Annotated in this window: 23 protein-coding genes; 7 read left to right on the top strand and 16 right to left on the bottom strand. The window is 34.9% G+C overall.

Annotated elements, in window-relative coordinates:
- Nucleotides 1-73: 73 nt before the first annotated feature.
- Genes KF896_00330 through KF896_00320 form a run of 3 tightly spaced genes read right to left on the bottom strand, consistent with a single transcriptional unit; the run spans nt 74 to nt 3,277 of the window.
- Nucleotides 74-601: a CDP-alcohol phosphatidyltransferase family protein gene (locus KF896_00330; protein ID MBX3042140.1), complete on the bottom strand. Its 528-nt coding sequence runs from the start codon at nt 599-601 to the stop codon at nt 74-76.
- Nucleotides 579-1,982 (bottom strand): sodium:solute symporter family protein, encoded by a 1,404-nt coding sequence (locus KF896_00325; GenBank protein MBX3042139.1) that lies wholly within the window; start codon nt 1,980-1,982, stop codon nt 579-581. The genes KF896_00330 and KF896_00325 overlap by 23 nt, the downstream gene beginning before the upstream one ends.
- On the bottom strand, nt 1,979-3,277 hold the full coding sequence (locus KF896_00320; GenBank protein ID MBX3042138.1) for a thymidine phosphorylase: 1,299 nt from the start codon (nt 3,275-3,277) through the stop codon (nt 1,979-1,981). Before KF896_00320 ends, KF896_00325 begins: the two co-directional genes overlap by 4 nt.
- 111 nt (nt 3,278-3,388) lie before the next feature.
- On the opposite strand from KF896_00320, the gene KF896_00315 reads away from it, so the two are divergent.
- From KF896_00315 to KF896_00300, 4 genes are all read left to right on the top strand, one after another.
- Nucleotides 3,389-4,162, top strand: a complete 774-nt coding sequence (locus tag KF896_00315) for an RNA methyltransferase (protein MBX3042137.1) — start codon at nt 3,389-3,391, stop codon at nt 4,160-4,162.
- 103 nt (nt 4,163-4,265) lie between these two features.
- Nucleotides 4,266-4,967, top strand: coding sequence for a glycerol-3-phosphate 1-O-acyltransferase PlsY (gene plsY, locus KF896_00310; GenBank protein MBX3042136.1), 702 nt, complete (start codon nt 4,266-4,268; stop codon nt 4,965-4,967).
- Nucleotides 4,968-4,969: 2 nt separating this feature from the next.
- On the top strand, nt 4,970-5,974 hold the full coding sequence (locus tag KF896_00305; protein MBX3042135.1) for an NAD(P)-dependent glycerol-3-phosphate dehydrogenase: 1,005 nt from the start codon (nt 4,970-4,972) through the stop codon (nt 5,972-5,974).
- A 30-nt stretch (nt 5,975-6,004) separates the two neighbouring features.
- Nucleotides 6,005-6,322 (top strand): multidrug efflux SMR transporter, encoded by a 318-nt coding sequence (locus tag KF896_00300; protein MBX3042134.1) that lies wholly within the window; start codon nt 6,005-6,007, stop codon nt 6,320-6,322.
- 5 nt (nt 6,323-6,327) lie between these two features.
- On the opposite strand, the gene KF896_00295 is transcribed toward KF896_00300, so the two are convergent.
- The 11 genes from KF896_00295 to sucD form a co-directional block, all read right to left on the bottom strand.
- Nucleotides 6,328-6,747 (bottom strand): carotene hydroxylase, encoded by a 420-nt coding sequence (locus KF896_00295; protein MBX3042133.1) that lies wholly within the window; start codon nt 6,745-6,747, stop codon nt 6,328-6,330.
- A 50-nt stretch (nt 6,748-6,797) separates the two neighbouring features.
- Nucleotides 6,798-7,247, bottom strand: a complete 450-nt coding sequence (locus KF896_00290; GenBank protein ID MBX3042132.1) for a T9SS type A sorting domain-containing protein — start codon at nt 7,245-7,247, stop codon at nt 6,798-6,800.
- A gap of 3 nt (nt 7,248-7,250) precedes the next feature.
- The gene (locus KF896_00285; protein MBX3042131.1) at nt 7,251-8,906 is read right to left on the bottom strand and encodes a S41 family peptidase; all 1,656 of its coding nucleotides are present in this window, start codon (nt 8,904-8,906) and stop codon (nt 7,251-7,253) included.
- On the bottom strand, nt 8,907-10,325 hold the full coding sequence (locus KF896_00280) for a glycine--tRNA ligase (GenBank protein ID MBX3042130.1): 1,419 nt from the start codon (nt 10,323-10,325) through the stop codon (nt 8,907-8,909).
- Nucleotides 10,326-10,536: 211 nt separating this feature from the next.
- Nucleotides 10,537-11,088 (bottom strand): peroxiredoxin, encoded by a 552-nt coding sequence (locus KF896_00275; GenBank protein ID MBX3042129.1) that lies wholly within the window; start codon nt 11,086-11,088, stop codon nt 10,537-10,539.
- A 102-nt stretch (nt 11,089-11,190) separates the two neighbouring features.
- Nucleotides 11,191-11,808, bottom strand: coding sequence for a hypothetical protein (locus tag KF896_00270; protein MBX3042128.1), 618 nt, complete (start codon nt 11,806-11,808; stop codon nt 11,191-11,193).
- A gap of 183 nt (nt 11,809-11,991) precedes the next feature.
- On the bottom strand, nt 11,992-12,483 hold the full coding sequence (locus KF896_00265; protein ID MBX3042127.1) for a DUF1648 domain-containing protein: 492 nt from the start codon (nt 12,481-12,483) through the stop codon (nt 11,992-11,994).
- Between the two features lie 15 nt (nt 12,484-12,498).
- Nucleotides 12,499-13,479: a hypothetical protein gene (locus tag KF896_00260; protein MBX3042126.1), complete on the bottom strand. Its 981-nt coding sequence runs from the start codon at nt 13,477-13,479 to the stop codon at nt 12,499-12,501.
- 4 nt (nt 13,480-13,483) lie between these two features.
- Nucleotides 13,484-13,957, bottom strand: coding sequence for an NUDIX hydrolase (locus tag KF896_00255; GenBank protein MBX3042125.1), 474 nt, complete (start codon nt 13,955-13,957; stop codon nt 13,484-13,486).
- 172 nt (nt 13,958-14,129) lie between these two features.
- Nucleotides 14,130-14,558 carry a nucleoside-diphosphate kinase gene (ndk, locus tag KF896_00250; protein MBX3042124.1) on the bottom strand — a complete coding sequence of 143 codons (429 nt, stop codon included), beginning with the start codon at nt 14,556-14,558 and terminating at the stop codon, nt 14,130-14,132.
- A 51-nt stretch (nt 14,559-14,609) separates the two neighbouring features.
- Entirely contained in the window at nt 14,610-15,656 is a 1,047-nt protein-coding gene (sucD, locus tag KF896_00245) for a succinate--CoA ligase subunit alpha (GenBank protein MBX3042123.1), read from the bottom strand.
- Nucleotides 15,657-15,911: 255 nt separating this feature from the next.
- Here sucD and KF896_00240 point away from each other — a divergent pair, with 255 nt between their 5' ends.
- Genes KF896_00240 through KF896_00230 form a run of 3 tightly spaced genes read left to right on the top strand, consistent with a single transcriptional unit; the run spans nt 15,912 to nt 17,632 of the window.
- Nucleotides 15,912-16,496, top strand: a complete 585-nt coding sequence (locus KF896_00240; GenBank protein MBX3042122.1) for an RNA polymerase sigma factor — start codon at nt 15,912-15,914, stop codon at nt 16,494-16,496.
- Complete coding sequence (locus tag KF896_00235; protein MBX3042121.1) at nt 16,483-17,130, top strand: hypothetical protein; 648 nt, start codon at nt 16,483-16,485, stop codon at nt 17,128-17,130. The genes KF896_00240 and KF896_00235 overlap by 14 nt, the downstream gene beginning before the upstream one ends.
- Complete coding sequence (locus tag KF896_00230) at nt 17,117-17,632, top strand: hypothetical protein (protein ID MBX3042120.1); 516 nt, start codon at nt 17,117-17,119, stop codon at nt 17,630-17,632. The genes KF896_00235 and KF896_00230 overlap by 14 nt, the downstream gene beginning before the upstream one ends.
- A 123-nt stretch (nt 17,633-17,755) precedes the next feature.
- Here KF896_00230 and KF896_00225 read toward each other — a convergent pair whose 3' ends face one another.
- Together KF896_00225 and KF896_00220 are read right to left on the bottom strand one after the other, a co-directional pair.
- Nucleotides 17,756-18,364: an IPTL-CTERM sorting domain-containing protein gene (locus KF896_00225; protein ID MBX3042119.1), complete on the bottom strand. Its 609-nt coding sequence runs from the start codon at nt 18,362-18,364 to the stop codon at nt 17,756-17,758.
- 63 nt (nt 18,365-18,427) lie between these two features.
- Complete coding sequence (locus tag KF896_00220) at nt 18,428-19,738, bottom strand: hypothetical protein (GenBank protein MBX3042118.1); 1,311 nt, start codon at nt 19,736-19,738, stop codon at nt 18,428-18,430.
- Nucleotides 19,739-19,783 lie beyond the last annotated feature (45 nt).

Genomic DNA, 19,783 nt, shown 5'->3' with positions numbered 1-19,783 from the left:
AAAAATTATTTTACAAATAAGAAATAACCTTTCGTTTAGTAAATCTCAAAATATAGATAATTTTTTTTATTAATTAATTTCTAGATAATCGGTTTTCCTTAATTATCTCCATCATCCGCTGAATGTATGTTCCAAATGAATATATCAGGGCTGCTGTGCAGAGATAGAAGCCGTAAAAAATTGCATAGTTAAACTCAAGAACCACTCCAAGCATCGTAATCACAATAAGAAAAAAAGTTACTTTTCCCTCAAAATTCGATGTAGGAACCACCTCGTATTTTTTCTTAAGATATAAGCCTCCTGCTAATATCAACAAATCTCTCAGAATTACTGCCAGAAAAAACCAAACAGGCATAGCTTCGGTCAATATCATCACAAGAGCAATTACACCAACAAATACTTTATCTGCAACAGGATCTAATATTTTTCCAAGGTCAGTTATCTGATTTAATTTCCTTGCGAAAAATCCATCAAGAAAATCAGTCAAACCTGCAATCACACCAATTATTATAGCAATATTGATTTCACCTGCATAGATAAAATATGCTACCGGGAATGTCAAAATTATCCTCAACAAACTAATTGAATTTGAAAGATTCATTATGTGCAACCTTTTTTATGAAAAACAAAGTTAAAATAAATGCAAAAATAATGCCCGGAAACATAGGTTCAATATCTTTGAAGAAATTAATTTCATAGGCTTTCAGAAATGTCCAGGATAAAGAAATTAAACTTGATGAAATCATAATCAATAAGGCACTTTTGGGTTTAATTTCAAATTTGGAATTCATACTCAATGTAAGAGGAAAAATCAACCCCGGAACAGCTACAGATGCAGTTTTATAGATAATTTCCACTGCTGATGGCATAGCTATAGCAATAATCACTCCTACAATTCCTGTGATTATAAGCCCTGCTTTAGTAAGAGATTGAGTAGAAAATTTACTGAATTTCTTAAAATTTGACAGAATGTCATTTCCAATAGTCAGTGCACTTAAAAATGCATAACTATCAAGAGTTGACATCACGGTAGCAAGAAGCGAAACAACAAACAATCCTTTGAAAAAAGCCGGCAATACTGCCTCTCCAAGCAAAGGGAATGACATCAGGGGATTTTCAATATTCAAATATGCTTTAGCAAATAAACCTGTTGTCAAGGTCAGGAAATCAAAAACTGCCCAGAATGCTATTGAAACGAATATACCATTTCTGGCTGTTTTGGGTGAAGTTGCTGCAGAACAACGCTGATGGAAGCTCGGGTCAACAAATGTCTGAAAAGCAATAATAAACCATGCAATGAGAAACTGCCAATTGTAATCACCTTTGAAAGTTTTGTGGTTTTCCGGAAGTAAAGTCAGCATATCTCCAATTGAGCCATAATTGATCAATGCAAAAACAAGCAGCAAAGCAAAGCCTAAATACATTAAAACAAACTGTGCTGTGTTGGTATAAACATCAGCCCTAAAGCCGCCTGTAAAGAGGTATATCAGCGATAAAACAGCACCAATAATTATTGAGAACCATAAGCTCCAGCCCGAAAAAAGCTGAATTATTACTCCAAGCATAAGTATATAAGCCGCAGGTATTGTAATAACAAGAACAATAACTGATGCAGCTATTCCGGCATATTTTCCATACTTCATTCTAATCTGCTCGGGAATTGAAGTAACGTTTGAACTCCTGATTTTTCCGGCTAAGAAATACGCAAAAATTCCTGCAGCGATATAATAAGGCAAGCCGAAACAAACCCAAGCCACAAATCCCGAAGTATATACAAATTCACCGATACCTAATATACTTCCATACCATGTTGCAACAAGTGAAGCGACAAAAAGCGGCAGAGTCAGTTTTCTGCCGGCTAATAAATATTCTTCCTTAGATTCACTTTTCCGTTCCTTTTTTCCTGCAACTACAAATCCGACATAAAGAACTATTGCAAAATAAATTACGATTATAAGAATGTCTGCAATTTCAAGGGTCATGCCGTCCACTCATCAAGTATAAGTTTAGGTATTTCAGGCTTCGAATCACCAATAATCAGGCAGTTCTTCAGATAATCTGAAGCTTGACAAAAAGAAGTAGTATCTTTGGATTGGATAAGGGCAATCTCCTCTCCCGCTTCTACCCTATCACCGATTTTTTTATTTAATATTATACCTGCACCGTAATCAATGCGGTCATTTATGTCACGTCTTCCACCGCCGAGCATAATACCGGCAATACCTACATATAATGTATCAATCTGCTGAATATATCCCGACTTATCGGCAAAAATTGATTGATTTGGATAATTTTCATACTTTCTTTTACTTGATTCTAAGTCACCACCTTGTGATTCAATCATCTTCACAAAATTATTAAAAGCAATACCGGAATTCAATACTTTCTCAAGTTCAATGATTGCCTGAGCTTTGCTTTTAAAAATATCTGCATTTACAAGCATAGAAGCTGTCAATGAGAGAGTTAATTCTTTAATATCGTCAGGGCAATTCCCTTTGAGCGAATCCATAGTTTCTTCAATTTCGAGCCAATTTCCGATTTTATTTCCAAGTGGCTGCTCCATAGATGAAAAAATCACAGTCATAGCAAGTCCGCTTTGACGAGCGACATCAATCATTGAGCTTGCAAGCTCACGAGACTGCTCGAGTGATTTCATAAAAGCACCATTACCGACTTTCATATCAATAACAAGTGCATCCAAATCTTCGACCAATTTTTTGCTTAGTATTGATGCGGTGATTAGCCCGACCGATTCGACAGTGCCGGTAACATCGCGGATGTGATAGAGCTTTTTATCAGCAGGAGCAATATCATCTGTCTGGCAAGCCATAAAAACTCCATTTTCATGTAAAAGCTTAGCATAATCCTCAGTATCAAGTCGTATTCTAAATCCGGTGATTGATTCCAGTTTATCAACTGTCCCGCCGGTATGACCAAGTCCTCTTCCTGAAATCATAGGTACAGCAACATCAAACGCCATACAAAGCGGTGTTATCAATAATGATATTTTATCGCCCACCCCACCGGTTGAGTGTTTGTCAACTTTTTTGTAAGGAATTGATGTGAAATCGAACTTTTTGCCTGAATCTCTCATACTGAAAGTCAGCTGGGAAATTTCAGCCGGACTAAGACCGCAAATACATGATGCCATTAAAAATGCAGCCGCTTGCAAATCGGAGACATTTGAATTATTCAGCCCTTCGACAAAAAATTTTATTTCGTCTCGAGTTAACTCAAAACCGTCTCTTTTCTTCTTTAAAATCTCAGAAATTAGCATATTTTACAAATTTGGTATAAAAACTTATGTAAAAATAATTGTTTTTTGTAAATATATCGTATTTTTATATTTTGTATTTTAGTATTTTTCAAAAAATAAATAAGTTAATTGATGTTATACACAATGCAGGTATCCCAGAAGCTGAAGAAACTGATACGTTCTCTTCACCAAAAACCGTTTCGCGACCAAAACGGATTATTCGTTGCGGAAGGTGAGCGATTAGTTTCGGAGCTCACCAAAAGCGGTTTTACGACCGAACTTGTTGTACTTAGAGATTCCCCTACGCAGGATGTTCTCGAAATAGCAGAGTACTATTCTGAAAAAGGAGTTCCGGTTTATGCTGCTCAAAAACATCTTTTTGACCAGCTTACCGACACAAAATCCCCTCAGAGCATTCTGGCAGTTGTTAATATTCAGACTATTGAGCCTGACTACAGCAAGCCATTCATAGCACTTGATGGCGTTGCAGACCCGGGCAATGTTGGAACTATTATCCGAACAGCGAATTGGTTTGGGTTCGACCAGATATTAATCGGCAGAGATTGCGCAGACTGCTATAATCCGAAAACTGTACGCTCGACTATGGGTGCAATTTTCAAAACAGCAATTCATTATGCACCGGACTTAGCAGGTTATATAAATGAACACTACAAAGGATTTGATATTTTAGGAGCGACACTTAATACTGATGACACAATTGAAAAAACCAAAGTTAAGAAAAAGTTCGGAGTGGTTTTCGGCAGTGAAGCTAAGGGAATTTCAGATGATGTAAATGAAATTCTAACTAAGAAATTTAAAATTGTTGGATTTGGAGATGCTGAATCATTAAATGTGGCAGTTGCTGCAGGTATATCAATGCACCATTTTAAAGATTTTTTAAAATAATTTAGCAAAAATTCACTCTTTATTAACAATATGTTTGTTTTTTTAAAATAATTCGATTATTTTAAAATTTTGTGTTTTTGCAATTTTTTTAGCATAGTGATTTATGGAAGTAGTTTTAAAAATAGCATTAATAGCTGTATTAAGTTATTTCGTTGGTAGCATACCCACAGCTATTATAGTAAGCAAGCGCTTTTTCGGATTTGATATCCGCACAAAAGGAAGCGGCAATATGGGTAGTACTAATGCTTTTAGGATTTTGGGCTGGAAGTGGGGTTTATTTGTTCAGATTACAGATATACTAAAAGGTTATCTTGCTGTAGTTCTTGTTGCCGGTTATATTGGTGAAGGTTTAATTTTTCCGAATGCTACAATGTTCGAGCATATCACACTTCTCAAACTTCTTGCCGGTGTGTCAGCAGTAGTTGGACATATATGGTCTGTTTTTGCAGGATTTAAGGGAGGTAAAGGTGTAAATACAGCCGCCGGTATGCTTATTGGTCTTGCCCCTTATGATGTATTGATTGCCTTCTCGCTTTTTGCACTGACAGTAATTTTCTCAGGATATATTTCACTTGGCTCAATTATGGCGGCTTTTTCAATTCCGTCATCAATGATAGTCAGATACAACATTTTCGGTGCTGATATACCCGGGTATAGTGTCCTGATATACTTTGCACTTGGATTGATGGTACTTGTGATTTATACTCACAGAGCAAATATTAAAAGACTTTTACAAGGCAATGAAAATAAATTTTCAAAGTTACAGTTAATTAAACTGAAGAATAAACCCAAAGAAGAAAATTGACAATAGAAAATCTAAATATAGGTGTATTAGGAGCCGGCGGTTGGGGTACTTCGCTGGCTCTTGTTTTATCAAGCAATGGCTATGAAGTTACTCTCTGGTCGCATGATGAAAATCTTGTTAGTATTATTAATCAAACCAGAAAAAATCCCGACTATCTTCCCGGAGTAGAAATTGATAATTCAATCTCTGTTACAAGCAATACTGCACTTCTTGCCGATTGTGAATGGCTAGTCAATACTATTCCAACACAATTTATAAAATCAACAATCCTGAATTACAATCTGCCTATGAAAAACAAATTCATAATCAATGGTAGCAAAGGGGTTGAAGTTGAAACTTTGTGCAGAATATCCGAAATTTTTCAGAAAAGTGGCGATATTGATTCAAGCCACTTTGCAGTGCTTACAGGTCCAAGTCATGCTGAGGAAGTATCCCGCAAAACTCCTACTACAATCGTTGGTGCTTCAGAAAATATAATTTTTGCTCATGAAATTCAGCAGGTATTCTCAAATGAATATTTCCGCGTTTATGCCTCTGATGATGTTACAGGTTGCGAACTTGGTGGCTCACTAAAGAATGTAATTGCCATTGCTGCAGGCATAATTGACGGACTTGGTTTAGGCGATAATACAAAAGCGGCATTGATTACAAGAGGTTTAGCTGAGATATCCCGACTCGGAGTTGCTATGGGGGCAAAAGCAATTACTTTTTCAGGTCTTTCCGGCTTAGGAGATCTTTTTGTTACTTGCAACAGTCGTCACAGTCGTAATAGAAAAGTAGGTGAATTATTAGGCTCAGGCTTAACATTAGAAGATATAACATCCCAAATGAAAATGGTTGCTGAGGGCGTATATACAACAAAAGCTGCTATAGAGCTCGGCAAAAAGCATAATGTCGAAATGCCGATTTCAGAACAGGTTTACCGTATATTATTTGAAAATGTTAAACCAATGGAAGCTATCCATGACCTTATGACACGCCAATCCAAACGCGAGTGGTGGTGGTAATTCTATTATGATAATATGAATGAAAAACTTATATATTGGATAATTCTATCTGTTGCAGGGCTCTTTGAAGTGGGCTGGGCTGTGAGCATGAAGCTTTCGGAAGGATTTACAAACCTGAAATGGACAATTATTACAGTTATTTTGCTGATTATTTCTATGCTGGGTCTTGGTATTGCAGTTAAGCATCTGCCTGTAGGAACTGCTTATGCAGTCTGGACAGGTATCGGTGCAGTCGGTACTGCAGTATTAGGCATAATTCTATTTAAAGAATCTGCAGAATTCTGGAGAATTTTTTTCCTCCTGATGATTGTTTGTGGTATTATAGGTCTTAAAATTGTTACTAAATAATTTTTTTAGCTTTTATTAATTTTGTATTTCTTACCAATTATCAGCATACCATAAGATTCACCCGGATTCTTGTCAAGATATTTATGATGAGCATGATGCGCTTTGATGACTGACTTTAAATACGAATTATCAAGATTTCTAAATAAAATTTTTCTTAATTTTTTCATCCTTTGGTGTATCAATACTTCATGAAATAGAAAATAAGCTATTCCATACAGCATAATGCCTAAGCCTATCCAAATTCTAAAATCGAAACCGTTCATCATGCCAAACATAATAAATAGCCAACTTGGGATTGCAAAAATCAGGAAAAAAGTATCATTCCGCTGGAAAAATCCTTTTGGCTGAACATGATGGTCGCGATGCAAAGACCACAAAAATCCATGCATCACATATTTATGTGTAAACCAAGCAACAAACTCCATGAAAAAAAATGTTGCGGTTATCAAAAATACTGCTAATATTATATCTGTCATTATTCTATAATAAATTTTTTAATAAGTATTCCTTTTTGCGATTTTATCTTCAGGAAATATGCTCCGGGTGCAACTTTCTCACCAGCATCATTTCTTAAATCCCACGATAATATCTCATCAATCAATTTTTCGTTATCAAACCGATTTATCGTAAATCCTCTGATGTCTTCAATCGTTGCTGTATAGTCTGCCAAGTCTCTCTTAATCTCAAAGAAAACAAGTGATACTGAAGGATTTGGATAAGCCTTAATAAAATCCTCACCATCAATTGGCATCAAAACCGAAGTTTCAATCGTATCTTTTTTTCTCCAATCTTCAATACCACGGTCAATACCGAAACATTTGGTTTTAGTTGTGTCTGCTTCTAAATTAACAGGCAAAAACAATAAAAATATCCAGCTTGAAACAACTGTCAAATATTTATAATATTTATTAAAAAATATTCTCATATTTTAAAAATCTTTACTTTTTACAGTCATCAAAATTTTCGAGTAAGAGTCGGACTTTAAAATTTTTCTCGCTAGAATCAAATCATTGTCAATATTCATAAATGCAGCAAACATATCTCTTTCAGAATTGAATCTTGATTTAATCTCGTAATCAAGATACATCAAAATATCAACCTTGCTTTTCTCCAGAATACCTTCCTCCTCTTTTGCAAGAGATTTTCTCAAACTGTTCAAACTTTTATCAAAATTTGCTGAAAAACCGGATTCTTTGGCAAGGTCGGAAATTCTGTCTATTATCAAATCAGACTCTGATTTAAAAGAGTAATCCTGTTTGTTGAGATAATCAATAAATTGTTTGAATAATTTGTCATCAGCAGAAAAATTTTCAGGAAGTTTACTAAGCTTGGATGAATACAGATTGCTAAATTTGAAGAAGTGGAAATTACCATATAAATCAGCAATCACCTCAGCATAAACTTGTCTTTCACCGGTAGTATCAGGGTTAATTCCTGTTGACTCAAATACTTTTCTTCCGTTAGCAGTGTAAAAAACTGTTGAATCTGGCGAATCCGACACACCGGATTTTTCATTTCCAATATATTTCTCTGCGAATTTTATGCGCTGAATACATCTGCCTGATGGAATATAATATTTTGCAGTAGTAATTTTAAGATTTCCATTATATGGCATCGGCAATATTGACTGAACTAAGCCCTTGCCATAAGAACGCTTACCGACAATTACAGCCCTGTCATAATCTTGCAAAGTACCGGCGATTATCTCACTTGCACTCGCTGAATTTTCATTAATTAATAATACAAGCGGAAGATCAGGTTCAACCGGATTGCTGGTGGATTTGTAAGTATATAATTCTTCATCATCTCTGCCACGAGTAGATACTATTAAGCTACCATTTGGAAGGAACATATCACAAATCTGCACAGCAGGCTCCAGTAAACCTCCGGGATTATCCCGCAAATCAATTATTAAAGAATTTAGTTTTCCACGTCGCTTGAGTTCGTTGAGGGCATATCTGAAATCTTGTGCTGCTGTTTTATTGAAGCGTTCAAGCTTAACATAACCTGTATTATCATCAAGAATTTCATAATAGCCAATATTATCCAAACTTATGCTTTTCCTTACTAAACTAAAATCAAGTGTATCAGGATTTCCGTCACGAATTATTCTTAAGTTTGATTTTGAACCTGCATCACCTTTTAAAAAATCACGAATATCCTGATAATCTTTATAAAGCACATATTCGTCATCTACATAGCAGATTCTGTCACCAATTCTAATTCCTTCATCAAAAGCTGAATAACCATCGCGAACCTGAGTTACGGTAAGCATACTGTCAATATTGGATATTGAAATGCCAAATCCTGTATATGTACCTGAAGTAAGAATATCGAAATCTTCTCTGTCTTGGATATCATAAAATTCTGTATATGGGTCGAGTGTAGACAGCATACCCTGAATTGCTCCTTTAATCAATATCTCAGGGTCAATTTCGAGGACATAATTAGTTGTTACTTCCCTGAAAACTGCACCAAAGACATCAAAGGACTTATTAATTTTGAAATAATAATCCTTTGTGAAACCAAGTATCAATAATGAAGCTATCGCTACTAATAGAACAATTCCGATTTTCTTTTTCACTTAATCTATCCTATCCCAAATATATTGCTTAATTTTTTCTGCTGAAATTCTGTCCTGATTCATAGAATCTCTTTCTCTAATAGTTACAGTACCGTCTTCAAGGGTTGTTCCGTCAACCGTAATACAATAAGGAGTGCCAATCTCATCCTGACGACGGTAACGCCTTCCGATTGCACCTGAAGTATCATACTGTGCCTTAAAGTGACGTTGCAAATCTTTATAAATTGAATGAGCCTTTTCAGGCATACCGTCTTTATTCACAAGCGGAAATACTGCTACTGTAACAGGTGCTAACTTCTGATTAAATCTCATAACAACACGTGTTTCACTTCCACCCTTCTCATCTGTAACGGTTTCTTCGTCATAAGCATTGCATAAGAATGCCATCAAGCCGCGTGAAACACCGCCGGAAGTTTCAATCACATAAGGTACATAACGGTCTTTGGTTACTGTATCAACATATTCCATCTTCTTACCTGAATATTCCTGATGGGCTTTCAGGTCAAAGTCTGTTCTTGAATGAATACCCTCAATTTCGCCAAATCCAAATGGAAATTCAAACTCAATATCGGTTGCCATATTAGCATAATGAGCTAATTTCTCATGATTTTTCCATTTCATTTTTTCTGGCTTCATACCGAGTGACAGATACCAATTCCACCGCTGTTCTTTCCAATATTCGAACCAATGAGCTTCTTCGCCCGGCTTAATAAAATATTGCATTTCCATTTGCTCGAATTCACGTGTACGGAACAAGAAATTCTTGGTATTAATCTCATTACGAAAAGCTTTACCAATTTGTGCAATACCGAAAGGTGGCTTCTGACGAGCAGTTTCTAAAACATTTTTGAAATTTACAAAAATGCCTTGTGCAGATTCAGGACGGAGATAAACTACACTGCTTGAATCTTCCAAAGGACCTACAAATGTCTTGAACATCAGATTGAAATTACGTACTTCTGTCCAATCCATCGAACCCGAAATTGGATCTTTAATTTCGTGCTCCATAATGATTTTGTAATAATCATCATTTTCCTGAACAGATTCAAGTTTTTGCTGAATAATATTTAGCTCATCATTTTTGTTTTTCTTTCTGAGCTTTTCGATATGTTCTTCAATCAAATTATCTGCTCTGTGACGTGATTTGCTAGTTTTGTTATCAATCATCGGGTCGCTGAATTGCTTGGTATGACCGCTTGCATCCCAAGTTCTCGGATGCATTAAAATTGAAGCATCAACACCTTCAATGTCATCACGATAAGTCATAGCTTTCCACCATGCTTCTTTGATATTAAGTAAAAGTTCAACTCCAAGCGGACCAAAATCCCAGCAACCATTGAGACCACCGTAAATTTCAGATGATTGGAAAATAAAACCGCGTCTTTTCGCAAGCGATATAATAGTATCAAGTTTGTACATTTATTTTTTCTCTGAAGGATAAATTTAAAAAACATCAAAAAATATTCATAAGTAGACTAAAAAGAAGCATAAAAATTATATATTGCAATCTAATATTTAAAATATAATATTAATAACTCTGTATTTATGAATCATAATAATAATATAAAGAGGCTGTTTCAAAAAGTACTTTTTGAAACAGCCCTTGATTTACAAAACTCATCAAAATATATTAGTTTATAGTATCTTCACCGGCATGCCAGTTGCAAGGAGTAAGTTTACCTGATTGAAGTGCAGTCAAAACACGAATGATTTCCTCAGTATTTCTTCCAACAGCTTCAGGCTGGATAACTGAATAAACAAGCTCACCATCAGGATTAATTATATATGTACCGCGTAATGCGTAACCGGTTTCTTCTTTTAAAACTTCATAATTGCGAGCTGTAACTCTTGTGAAATCAGCAAGCATAGGATAAGGAAGATTACGAAGTCCGGGATGTGAGGAGCGCCAGGCAAGATGTGAGAAATGGCTGTCTGTAGAGCAAGCAATAACTTCGCAGTTTAAGTCTTGAAATTGTTTGTAAGCTCTGCCGAAATCTTCGATTTCAGTTGGGCATACAAATGTAAAATCTAGCGGATAGAAAAATAAAACAACCCATTTTCCTTTGTAATCATCCAGGCTTATATCAGCAAAAGCATTATCAGGTGAAAGAAGTGTGGCATCTCCGCCAATAACTGCTTTACCTTGAAAATTTGGTGCCGGTTTTCCTACTAATAAACTCATATTATCTCCTAATAATTTATTTTAAAAAGTGTCATTAATAATTATATATCAACGTTGAAAACATCTCAATAGTGTTAAAAATGAACTATCTGACCTAATAAATTATTTATCGCTTATCAACTGAAATCGTGGAGGATTAGCATTAGTTGTTATTTCAATATCTGCATTGAAAGTAAATTTAAGATTAAATTCTTTGAATTCTGAAGGATTTTGTTTTTTATCTCCTAATTTCAGTTTATTAACCCACATTGAAATAGTATTATTAGGATTTCTTTTAAAATACATAAAACCTTCAGTTTCGATATTGAAAGCATCTCCAACCGAGTACCAAGTTCTTGAAATATTCGTTGTTGAAAATCTAAGTGATTCAATGAAATATTGCTCGCCAATTTCACCAAGGAAATTATTTCTGAAATAAAATCTGAAATCCGACTTTTCAGGAAAAGGATTTTTAATAATGACATTAAATCCCGTATTTGATTTATCACCATCTATAAAAAGCCATAATTCATTTAAAAATGACTGATGAAAAATTCCAATTTGTTTAAGATTGATTACATCGCCATCAGAAACCATTGTATTATTTTCAGCAAGAGCAGGTTGCATACTATTATTATTATTGTCATTTTTGGTATTATCTGTGGCGTTGTCAGAGCTACAAGCCGATAGTGACAATATAACAAATAATAACATTAATTTTAGTACGGCAAAACTATTCATAAATAACTCCTTTTTATATATATTAAATAATAGTTAATTTTTGTAATCAAGATAATGCTAAGTGCAATATTCGACAATAGTAATTAATAAATAAGATAATGCTAAAATTTTTTGACGGTAATAATAATAATTAATTGTCAAAATTCATAATTTTAATTATTCAGGAAATTTGATGATTTCATACTATTTTTTGGATGATTGATAAAGATAATGAAATATTATTCCAAATATACCAAGCATAATATACACAATATAAATGATTTCCATACTTTCAGATTTATTCAGAGCAGATTTGATAGTCACATAAGATATAATTAAAAAAGTGAGTGCAAGAGACAAATTCAACTTTCTCAGCATAGACTGGGCTAAATTATACTGATGGTAAGCGTTTTCACCGGTAATTTTGACAAGATAATTGAATTTATGCGGGAAGTAGTTTAAAATATAAATGCCAATGCAAAGAACAAATCCTATTGCCGGTGCAAGCCAAATCATACTTCTACTGCCGAATCCATCTGGTTTACCGGTGCTGTCGAAATGAATAGGGATTATTTCGGGCAACTGATTATTACTATTATAAATATATGCAAACATAAAGACCAAAACTCCAAATGTCAGATACTCTAAAATTTTATCAAAATCAGATTTGACTATTTTAAGTTTTGGTCTTTGCATATTATAAGAATAAACTTACCAATTATACATCTTATCTAAAGTCCAGGTTTTAGTGATTTCAACTTTTTGTTGAATGAAATCATTGGCAACCTGATAAGTAAGCAAAATGTTATATTTTGCTTCTAAACTGTTAATAGAACCACGCGGATGCATTTTAATAGTGTATTCGCTTGTTCCCTCAGCATCTGTAAAATCAATCAACTGCGATAGACCAAAAAGTCTAACAAGACTTTCGACAGGAATAAAATTGTTTGATACACCTTTGAATGTATAACTTTGAATGTTGAAATTAGTAAGTGTAAATGTAACGCTATCAAGAAATCTTCCGCCTTCAATTTCGCAAAGAATTTCCTTTGACCATGATGAGTCAACATCAATTTTATGCTGAGGTGGAAATCCTTTCACAACATCGAATAAGTTAACAAGTGTCTCATCTGAAAGACCATTCATCCATGATGCTTTATTTAATTCGTCTTGTGGAGCTGTTGCCGGGTCAGTAAGATATTTACGCTTGTCAAGAAGCATATCGCCATGAACTTTTGCCACTTCCTGATAAGGCGAATAAGTCATTTGAAAATCAAGTCCAAGCTGCACCATTCTGTTTTGATAATCATCAAGCTTTGGAGGTCTTAAATCGTCTCTTTGGTCATTAAAATAAATTGTAGTGTCTTTGCTTGTATATTTGTACTCAAGCGAGTCCACCGAAACCTCAATCATCTGAAATCCTTGCTTGTCAACGGCGCTCGGAGCACGTAGTGAGAAATGATAGGTCATGTCACGAGTGAAATTCTGCTCGTTGCCGTTGCTGAAAACTCTTGTAATTTTTGAATTTTCATTGTAAATATATTTTTTTGATACATTCACAGGAAATCTTACCAGAATTTTATACATCGGATCATGAGGTTTTTCTGCTTTCTTTGGTGATTCCTGAGAAAAAGCGCTCACCAAAACAATAGCCAAAGAAATCATTATTACAGATATTTTTCTAATCAACATTATATTAACTCCAATATTTTGAATATACATACAAAGACCAGGCAGACAATGTCATGCCATCCCATATTTCATTGCTTCTAATTAAATCTGCTACTTGATTTTTATCTAAATAAACAATATCAAATTCTTCTGAATTATCAGGATTTGATTTAACTTTTGTCAGCTTATCAGCTATAAAGACGTTGCAAATCTCATTTGTTACACCATTGAATGGATTAAATTCGCCAATTTTTTGTAAATCATGGCTCTCAAAACCTGCTTCTTCGCTAAGTTCTTTTAGAGCATTATCTTTAACAGATAGTCCGGGTTTTATCCCCCCGCCGGGAAATTCAAGACTGAATTTCGAGTTTAAATATCTGTACTGACGAATCATAACAATTCTGCCGTCGTCAAGACGGGGTATCACCATTACAGCACCAGGGGTTTCAACATAGTAATAATCACCCTTATTGCCATCAGGCAAAATGTATTCATCCAACTTGTAACACCAATAAGGGTTACTTTTCAAAAGCGATGTAGATATTGTCTTAAATTTTTCTGCCATTTTACATAAATAAAAAATGCTGTGAACTAAATTTGTTCACCTGTACTGAAATTATATCAGTGAAGGTAAATAAAAATTCACAGCATTTATAAACAAATTAGTCTGCTTATGAATTAATCATCACCAATTCACTTTCGCTGAAGAAAAATGCTATTTCTCTGAGAGCATTTTCATCTGAGTCCGATCCATGAATAGCATTAGCTTCGATTCCTGTTCCAAATAACGCTCTGATTGTACCCGGCTCTGCTTTATTCGGGTCAGTTGCGCCAATCAATTTTCTAAATTCTTCCACAGCATTTTCTTTTTCTAAAGCCACAGGAACAATAGATCCGCTTGTCATATAGTCAATCAACTCGCCATAAAATGGTCTTTCGCGGTGCACTGCATAAAATTCACCTGCAATAGCGGGTGTAATTTTAGTCAATTTCATACCAAGTACTTTAAATCCGGCTGACTGTATTTTTTCGATTATCGCACCTGCAACATTTTTTGAAACTGCATCAGGTTTAATAATTGCTAAAGTTTTATTACTCATTTTGTCCTTCGTTCAATTACAATAACACATTAAATTAAAAAAAATCTCAAATTATTTTATTATTTTTTTTCTGCCGCGTCGTTTAACCACCATAACTTCAGAATTAGCAGAGGTTTGGCTACCATCAATATTATTTGAAGGAGCTTCAGCAGCTGCTACCTTAGCAGCTCTTGGTTTTCTACCACGTTTAGCTTTTGTTTTGCCTTCGAGTGCTTCAAAAACAGTTGCGCCAATTCTTGCAGGAGTTTCTACAACATGAATACCGGCAGATTTCAATGCAATGATTTTATCTTCTGCACCGCCTTTACCACCGGAAATGATTGCACCTGCGTGTCCCATTCTTCTTCCCGGAGGTGCTGTCCTTCCGGCGATGAAAGCAACAACAGGCTTTTTAACATTTTTCTTGATAAATTCGGCAGCATCTTCCTCAGCATTTCCACCAATTTCACCAATCATTACAATAGCATGAGTATCAGGGTCATCATTGAAAAATTTAATTGCGTCAATATGCTGTGTTCCGATAATCGGGTCACCACCTATGCCTATACAGGTTGATTGACCGAGTCCTAAATCAGAGAGCTGCTTCACTGCTTCATAAGTTAATGTACCGGAGCGTGATACAACACCTACATTACCCTTCTTGTGAATAAATCCAGGCATAATACCAATTTTAGCTTCACCCGGAGTTATAACACCCGGACAATTTGGACCGATTAATACTGAATCAGAACTTTTTAATGCTTCTTTAACAGGAATCATATCATTTACAGGTATGCCTTCAGTGATACAGATTATAAGTCCAACTTTAGCATCAATTGCTTCTAATATAGCATCAGCTGCATAAGGTGGAGGAACAAATATTACAGATGTGTTTGCACCTGTTTCCTTTACAGCATCACTTACGGTATTGAAAATTGGCACAGGTTTTTTAAACATATTGGCACCTTTGCCTTCATATATCTGACCGCCTTTACCCGGAGTAACACCTGCAACAACTTTTGTTCCGTAATCAATCATCTGCATAGTATGAAAAGTACCTTCTGAACCGGTAATTCCCTGAACTACCAATTTTGTTTTTTTGTTTACCAAAACACTCATGTAAATTCCTTGTCTATAAAATTTAACAGTATTAATATCATTTTAAAAAGATTTAATAATAAGTTACTGTAAAAGTATAAATTTGGAAATTATTGTATAATATGATTAATTGTTGATACTTTCATAATTAAATTCGTAAGTCATGCGAATTTTATTTACATTTTGGATATTTTTTTGTTATTTTTGGAAATTATTAAACCTTAAAAAGAAAAATGTGTCTAAGTTATAAATTTGTTTAATATTTTTTGAATTAATGTGTCGGCTATATCATTGGAAATAGATTCTGAACTTATAAAAGAATTTGTTGAGACCAAAAGCAACAGAGCAGCAAATGAATTTGTCCGTACTTATAGAAAATTCGTGTATTCTGTAGCTCTGCGTTATGTCGAAAGCTACGATGATGCTGATGACATAGCTCAGGAAGTTTTCATCAAAGCGCTCGACAGTATTCATAAGTTCAAAGGTGGAAGCAGTTATAAAACATGGCTTTACCGGATTACTGTCAATATGGCTCTGAATTTTAAACGAAAAAAGAAATTGCTTAATATTTTCTCTTTCGGAAGCGATAATGATGAATATTCTTCTGAAGTAAATCTACCCGACAGGACGCTTGAAGATAAGGAGTTTGAAGAAAATTTTCTAAAAATATTGACAAAATTGCCCGAAAAGCAGCGTGAAACTTTTGCGCTTAGATATTTTGATAACCTTAGCTATGAGGAAATTTCAAATTTGCTTGGTACCAGTATTGGAGGACTTAAAGCAAATTACCATCAGGCTGTAAAAAAAATATCGCAAATGATTAAAATTGATGAGAGTAGAGGTCATAATGATGAATCGTAATGAAATGGAAGAATTGTTGCCTGACTATGCTTTTGGCAGACTTCCTAAAGAAAAAGAGAATGAATTTAAAGAAAATCTTGAAAATTTCCCTGATTTACAACAGGAAATTGAAGAGATAAATTTAGTTTTTTCTAAAATTGATAAAATGAATTTCGATGATATTTTAGAATCTAAAACCAGAAATTTATCTGTGAAAGTTAATAACCGCAGAATGGAAAGAATGCCGGCTTTATCTGGAAATGCTTTTCTGCTTAGGTTTGCTATTCCGGCGGCAGTAGTGATTTTTATATTGATTACTATTTTCAAAACCACTACCGACAATCAGGAAACTCTAAGCTTTAGCCAAAAACTGAATTCGCTTATGGAATTTGATGATCTTGATAAAGAATCAATCAATGATTACGATTATTACGGAGTTTATGCCGAATCTGCAAACAATCAATCAACAGAATCAGTTGTTAACCAAATTGTAAGCCAGCTGAACTACCATGATATTGAAGAGAAAAAATATATTTTAAATCAGGTAGGTGCAACAATCGTCACTCCGGAATATTATATGATTGATGATTTCGAATTCTTGTCTGAAGATGATTTTCAAAACATTTTAGAGGAAATAAAAAATGTTAAAATATAGCATAATTTTAGTATTAATACTTTCATTTTTTACATCCGCTGGAAGCTTTGCACAAGGCAGACAGGGATTTAAGAAAGAAAGAATTGATGTTGCAAAAAAAATGAGACTGCTCGAAATTTTAGACTTAAACGAGAACGAATCTGATAAATTCCTCGCTAAATTTACAATTCTCGAAAAGAATGTAAAAGATAAAAGCGATGAATTTAAAAAAGCAAATGATGATTTAGTCGAATATATCGAAAAGAATCCCAAAGGTAAGGATTTGACTGAAAAATCAAATGCTGTGCTTAAAGCTCAGAGGAATTTGCATGCAGCCGTTGAAGCAAAAATATCGGATATGAAACAAGTACTGAGCGAAGATAATTTTGCTAAATATGTTGCTTTTGAAATTCAATTTGCAAGAAAAATGAGAAAGATGATTTTGGACAGAGAAATGCCCGGAGCTGACTTCAATCCAGAAGATGATATACCATCACCCCCACGCGGAAGAAGAAATCGTTAGAAATCAAGCATTTGAATATATTTAATATCATAAAAATGCAGTTACTTCGAATTATCAAAACTTAATAGCCCACCATTTTTCAATGATGGGCTATTTCTGGATAAACTTATGAAAAGAGGATTTTCACACTACTCTTCTCCATACAAACCAGCCGCCGAAGCCCGCAAGAAGCGAAGCGAGAGTAATCATTCCCCATTCTCCGAGTGTAGGAACTGAGACGAAGGAAACATCGTCGCCATAGCCGTAACCGACTTCGTTTTCTGCAAATGCTCTTACGTAATAGGTTTCACCATTAACTAAGCCGGACATTGTTAGTGTAAATGTACCATCTTCAATCATTGGATCAGTATAAACAACCGTAACACCTAAATCTCCAATTTCTGCATTTGCAGTTTGCGAGTAGATTATACCGCTTGAGATGATTTCAGCTCCGCCGTTATCAAGAATTTCACCACCTGATGTGGCTAAATCAAGATTGATATTGAATACATTACTTGTCGAAACCATGGGAATCACTTCATCGCCGGAATTCAGAAAACCTTCTTTATTCTTGTATGATGAATTAGCGGACGAACCGGCAGAAGGCTGCCCGAATGTTCCGAAATTCTTGTACTCAGTATTTTCCGAATGCCCGCCACCGGCAGGAAATACATCTGCTTTTTTAGTTTGAGAAAAAAGTGCCAATGGTAGTAGAATCAGGATCAAAACTAAATAATATTTGTCATTTTTCATTATTATACCAATTATATATTTCAAATCATACTTTTAAAAACATTTTAATGCCAGCAAATATGTTTAAGGCAATTCTTCAACAATCATGAATGATCCTTTTAGGACTCTTATTTCTCTTCCGTCTATATCACGATTACCCCATTGGTAAGCAAAAGTACCGGCTGTAGTCGTGTTAATTACAATTTCAAAATCATCAGGTGAAGGAGCTGAGCCAACAGAATTTAGAAAAGAAATATCATCCTGAATAACAGAATTATTCCATGTAACCCCGCTTCCATCAATAGCGTCAGGTTTAAAATCATTTATTGCACAATAATCACTCGATGCCTGACCTGAATATCTGATCCCACTCCTAAGTCTTCCATTTTCGGTTCCTAATCGTACTGATACAACTGAAATCCTAATGAAATATTTTTTATTTGCACTTAAAGATACACTTAAGTGCGGGTCGTCTGATATTACAGTTTGATCAACTCTGTCAGTATTAGTAGCTTTCACGATATATTGTTTACTACTACCGCCACCACTAGCAGGTGTTTCCCAACTTAATGCACCAGCAGTTGCACCTGCAGTTAATACTTTTCCGGCATTAGTTGTGCCTGTAGCTGGTACGTGTAAATTGCCATCACCTGTTGGGTGAGTATAATTATTTGCATTTGCAGCAATACCATCTAATTTTGTTTTGTCAGCTGCACTCATTGAGCCTGCTGCTGATGTAGTCGCTGCATTAATGGATATAGTCGGTGTTGCTCCACCGCTTGAAACAATTGGTGCTGTTCCTGTTACACTTGTAACTGTTCCTTGTGTAGGAGTTGACCAAATTGTATTTCCAGTGCCATCTGATGCCAAAACCTGTCCATTTGTGCCACGAGTAACAGGAAGTGCAAATGAATTGGAACCGGTTCCAACAGTAAGATTGCTGAAAGCAGCTGAATTAGGAGCTGTTGAGCCAATTGAACCCGGTGAAGCCCATGCACTTGATGATAAATTGTTTGACAATATCGAGAATGGTACGCTGGTAATACTTGTTCTTGGGAGAGTAGTAGCATTTACTCCGACTTCAAGATATGGAGTAATACCATTGAAAATGCCGGGCTCAATCGCCTCGTCATTGCCTGACCCTGTTCCAAGAATTACTGAATATAATCCATTAACAATGTCAATAGATTTCGTAGCTGCGGAATTATTGGGGGGCCAGATTTTATTGCCACCAGTTTCAGCATCATAAATAGCAAAAGTAAATGCTACAGCCGATTCGTTGACAGGCATATTGTTTGCATCAAGCAATTTTCCCTGATAGGTAATTGTAGTAGGCTGAGAATATGCAATAAAACTGCATAATAGAAACAAAATTGGAAAAAATATTTTTTTCATAAAGCATCCCTATATAAATTTTTAAAAAAATATAATTGACATAAA

This window comes from Ignavibacteriota bacterium, from assembly GCA_019637995.1.
Classification (GTDB): domain Bacteria; phylum Bacteroidota; class Ignavibacteria; order Kapaibacteriales; family UBA2268; genus JANJTB01.
This window is presented reverse-complemented; position numbering and strand designations above follow the sequence as displayed.